At 40.6% G+C, this 5,597-nt stretch carries 2 protein-coding genes; both read left to right on the forward strand.

The window, feature by feature from the left end:
• Positions 1-2,912: ATP-binding protein (locus ABIX36_RS26400; protein ID WP_348085165.1), on the forward strand; the 2,912-nt coding region annotated here is incomplete at its 5' end.
• 809 nt (positions 2,913-3,721) lie between these two features.
• Positions 3,722-5,597: SusC/RagA family TonB-linked outer membrane protein (locus ABIX36_RS26405; RefSeq protein WP_348085166.1), on the forward strand; the 1,876-nt coding region annotated here is incomplete at its 3' end.

Here is a 5,597-nt window from a genome sequence, read left to right on the forward strand (position 1 = left end):
GGCTGGACCATTTTGACGGAAGAAAATTTATTCACTACAAACATAATGACAAGGTGCCCACGAGCATTGCTGATGACCGGGTATGGAATATCCTGGAAGATTCATCGAAACGGTTATGGATAGGCACGGCGGCGGGGTTGCAAATATTTGACAGAGAAAAAAAAATACTTTCTCCTCCCTTTAAGCAAACTGATGTCAGGTCGCCTTATATATCCGCACTCATTGAAGACACCAAAGGTAATCTCTGGGTAGGAGGATACTTTGGGATAGATAAAATATTAAAAAACAGAGGTGGCGTTATCCATTATAATAAAAAGAAAAACGACCCTAACAGTTTGATCAATGATGACATCCATAATATCACGCAGGACAGCCGCGGCCTGATGTGGATAGCGACAAGGGACGGACTAAGCATACTGAACCCCGAAACAAACCGTTTTATCTCGCTGATGAAAAAGGACGGGTTACCCGACAACCAGGTTTCGAGGGTATTAGAGGATAAGGGTGGGGCCATGTGGTTAAGTACATCAAACGGACTGGGCCGGATAACGGTGACACCCGGCAACGGCACCAATAAGTTTCAATTTGAAAGCTTTGATGAAACAGATGGCCTGCAGGGCAGAGAGTTCACTGTAAATGCAGCTTTGAAAACCAATAAAGGGGAACTGGTATTTGGTGGTTCCCACGGCTTCAATATTTTCGACCCAGTGGGTATACATCCGAATATCGATGAGCCTAAATTGATTTTCACGGGGTTCCAATTATTCAACAAAACCATAGCAGCAAATGAAGCAGTTGACGGTCATGTCATATTATCTAAAGCGATTTCGGCCACCCGCGAGATAACGCTTAATCACAGTGAAAATGTGTTTACCATTGAATTTGCGGCGTTAAATTTCTTTAACCCTAGTAAAATAACGCACCAGTATATAATGGAAGGTTTCGATAAAGGATGGCTTACCGCAAACAATGCTACCCGGAAAGCTACCTACACCAACCTTGACGGAGGCAATTATACTTTTAAGGTAAGGGCTATTGGCCGGGACGGAAAATGGAAACCCAGCTATATAAAATTAAATATAAAGGTATTGCCTCCCTTCTGGAAATCGCCAATCGCCTATGTTATTTACCTGTTGCTAATAGCCGGAACGCTTTTTTTTATACGTCGGCGCGGGATACAGAAAATAAGAAGACAATTCATAGCAGAGAAAGAAAAAATTGTAGCAGAGCAAGAAAAATTTATAGCAGAGAAAGAAAAACAGGAAGCAAAATTGATAATTGAACAGGAGCGGCAGGAGATTAAGCGAATGCAGGATCTTGATCAATTGAAAACTAAATTTTTGACCAACGTAAGCCACGAGTTCCGAACACCGATTTCGCTTATTATGGCACCGGTCGAAAAAATGCTTACCCACGCTGATCAGGAACAGAAACAACAGCTGGGCATGATAGGAAAAAACGCCAGGCGATTATTGAACCTGGTAAACCAGTTGCTTGATTTCAGGAAGATGGAAGTTCAGGAGTTGAAACTACACAGCAAGCCAGGGGATATTGCGAAGTTCATCAACGAGATATACCTTTCATTTACTGATATCGCTGAACAAAAAGAGATTAATTTTATTTTTGATACCACGATTGATTCGCTGTTTACTGATTTTGACCATGATAAGATAGAAAGGATATTGTTTAACCTACTATCAAATGCCTTTAAATTTACACTGCCTGGCGGCCAGGTAAGCGTTTTGCTCAATGTAGATGGAGAGGCCAGCGATGCCCCGCTTGAAATTAAGGTGATTGATACCGGTATTGGCATTCCGCTTGAAAAACAAGGCAAAATTTTCGAACGTTTTTTTCAGCACGATATTCCGGAGTCGATGATTAACCAGGGTAGCGGCATCGGCCTCGCAATTACGCATGAGTTTGTGAAGATGCACGGAGGTGAAATAACTGTTGAAAGTGAGCCCGATCGCGGCAGTTGTTTTACAGTTAAACTGCCGTTTGTTATCTATACCGGTGAGGAAATAGACCTGCCATCAAACGCTGACATTTATAACGATGCCGTAAACGAGATTATTCATAATGAAGATAAAAGTATCGTTAAACAGCCGGGATCAAATAAAAAGCAGGTAGTTCTTTTAGTGGAGGATAACGATGACTTTCGCTTTTACCTGAAAGACAATTTAAAAGATGTGTTTTTTTTAATCGAAGCTTCAAACGGGAGGGAAGGCTGGCAAAAAGCCCTATCGCAACATCCTGATATTATTATAAGTGATATCAGCATGCCCGAGATGACTGGGATTGAGTTGTGCAGAAAGCTAAAGAAGGACAAACGTACCTCGCACATTCCTGTTGTCCTGTTAACCGCGTTAACGGGTGACGAAGAACAGATAAAGGGCCTGGAAATTGGCGCTAATGATTACATGACAAAACCATTTAATTTTGAAATACTGCTTTCAAAAATCAAAAATATCTTAACCCTTCGGGACACCTATAAACGCACCTACAAAAAGCAGATGGATGTGCAATTGCAGGAAATTCCTTTAGAAAATGAAGATGAAAAGCTATTAAAGAATATAGTTGAGTACATAGAACTTAATATCTTAAACGACAACCTTTCAGTAGATGAATTAGGTCGTCAGATGGGCATCAGCCGGGGATCGCTTTATAACAAAGTTTGGATGCTCACCAACAAATCGCCAGGTGAATTTATCCGTTCCATAAGGTTAAAAAAAGCGGCTTATTTGCTTGGAAATAGCCAGATGACCGTTAGCCAGATCTGCTACGAGGTAGGCTTTAATACCCCCAAACATTTTACGAAAATGTTTAAGGGGGAATATAACATACTACCTTCTGCGTATGTCAATTCCATTCGTCAGAAAAAAAGTAATTCCGAAGCTGAAAGTAAAGAATAACGATCTCCATGCTGTTTGTTTGCTGTAAATGCGAACGAATGAGCGACAAGGCACCGTGCAAGAACATACATTCAAAACGGTGTTGCAAACATAGGTATTCCTTTTACCGTTCGGTAAGCCCCAGAAAGGAATAGCATTTATACAGTAAGCGGATACGCTTGGATACACCAACTATTGTTTATTTCAAATTTACGTGTCATAACAAAGGCGAAGCAGTTGTCAGCGTTTGTTGGCCAATCAGTGACCATTGGTTATTTGCATTTTAAAAACGGTTCGTTCTGCTCCAAATTACAACTTTCGTTCGGTGTTTAGGGTAAATTAGGTCGGTTTTAATGCTTAATAATCTTATTTACAGGTAATTATGAAGGTTGGATTTTTGATCCATACTTTTGGATAAAACTACCCTTTCCCTTTTTTTACGTTACCATAGCTTCATCCCCGGAATATGAGTCCAAAGTAATGTACTTAAAGACGTTGCTTTTGGACATGTTCCACCAATAACCAATAGGACCAACAGTTAACTTTTTTGAATTAGTAAGTATGCGCCTAACTGCACCTGAAGTTTTTTAACTGATTGTCCGGGCAGCTGTTTCACGTGACGGAACTAACAATAAAGTAGTTTTCAAAGGTTGTTTTTGGGTATTGGACTATCTAAAAGATGCGATAACAAAATAAATTATGAATGAGAGAAAAACCAATTAAGCACTAACCAAAAACAATGAACCAATTATTAAAAAACCTTAAAATCCTTTTATAAGATGGATAAAAATTTACAAAAGAGAGTGAAATATCGAATTTCCTTAATTATCATGGGCATGTTCCTTTATTTTTCGGCCCATGCACAAACCTTAAATATCACCGGAAAAGTAATAAGTGCCGACAGCGGCGAGCCCATACCGGGAGTAAACGTTAGGCTTAAAGGGACAACTATCGGATCGGTAACCGGTGTAGACGGTAACTATTCCATAACGGCTGCCCCCGGAAACATACTTGTTTTTAGCTTTTTAGGTTTCTCCACCCAGGAGATAAACGTTAAACAGGCCGGTGCAATAAATGTTAAGCTAAGTTCTACCTCCAGTAATTTAAATGAAGTTGTGGTTGTCGGTTATGGTACTGCGAAAAGAAAAGATGCTACCGGCTCAATAAGTTCAATAAAGGGAGATGACCTACGCCAAACACAACCCACTACTTTTGACCAGGCATTGCAGGGAAAAGTTGCAGGAGTTGTGGTTCAACAGGTGTCGGGCCAACCTGGTGGCGGCGTATCTATTCAAATACACGGCGTGTCTTCTATAACTGGCTCAAATTCGCCATTATATGTAATTGATGGTATTATTATTCCGCCGGTTGGCGATCCTGGTAATGGCTCCAATCCATTAAGTAGTATTAATCCTGCTGAAATAGAATCGATAGATGTATTGAAAGATGCGTCTGCAACTGCTATATACGGTTCGCAGGCAACCAACGGTGTTGTTGTTATTACTACAAAAAGAGGTAAAGCAGGGGTGCCACAGGTAGCTTACGATTTCTATGCCGGTTATCAGGAGTTGCCAAAAGCACTCCCTACAATGAACTTGCAGCAGTTTGCCACTTTCATTAATTCCCGGGCACAAGCGTGGGGCTTCGATAGAAGGGACGAATTCGTCAATCCCCAATATTTAGGTACCGGTACCGACTGGCAAAAAGAATTATTCCGCAAAGCTCCGATGAACAGTAATTCAGTTAGAATAAGCGGCGGCGATGCCAGGACCCAATATTCACTTTCAGGCTCTTATTTTAACCAGCAAGGAATAGCTATTGGGTCTGCATTTAAAAGATCATCAGTACGGTTGAACCTTGACAATAAAACCACTAAATGGCTAAAAGTAGGAACCAGCCTTCAATTAGCTCACGTTTTTGAAAACCAAAATTCTACTGCCTCTAGTGTAATTGGTAATGCGCTATACCTTACACCCGATGTTCCGGTAAAAAACGCCGATGGTTCCTGGGGTGGGGTTACCAACACGGCCGGTTATGTAACTCAAGTTCCCAACCCTGTGGCATTAGCCCAACTTAACAAAAACGTTAGAAAGAGAAATCAAGTGTTTGGCAACGCGTATGCCGAAATACAGTTTACTAAAGATTTATCATTACGAAATGAAGTATCCGGTAATTTCGATTTTAGTACCCAGGATTATTTTCATCCAACTTTTGCTTTTGGTAAATATGTTAAAGGCACTAACGATGGTGGCTCAAACATGTACCAAAACTTTTATACGGTATTGCGCAATTACCTAACTTATAGCCATTATTTCAGTAAATTTAATTTCAAAGTTTTAGCAGGGCACGAAGGGCAGTCAAGCTCTTTCGAAAATGTTGGCGGCTCACGAAATAATTTCCCTTCAAACAATGTGCAGACCCTCAATGCCGGCGATGCTATCTCGGCCAAAAACTCAGGCGATAATGGTCTCGGCAATTCATCGGAAGCCTATTTCGGTCGTATTGATTTAAACTTTTATGATAAATATCTGATCACCGGTAATATACGTGGCGATGGTTCTTCAAATTTTCCAACCCAAAATCAGTGGGCTACTACCTATTCAGGGGCATTTGCCTGGAAAATTAATCATGAGTCATTTTTGAAAAGTGTAAATGCTATAAATGAATTGACACTGAGACTTGGTTATGGCCTTACCAACAATCAAA

It is taken from the genome of Mucilaginibacter sp. (genome assembly GCF_039925265.1).
GTDB lineage: Bacteria > Bacteroidota > Bacteroidia > Sphingobacteriales > Sphingobacteriaceae > Mucilaginibacter.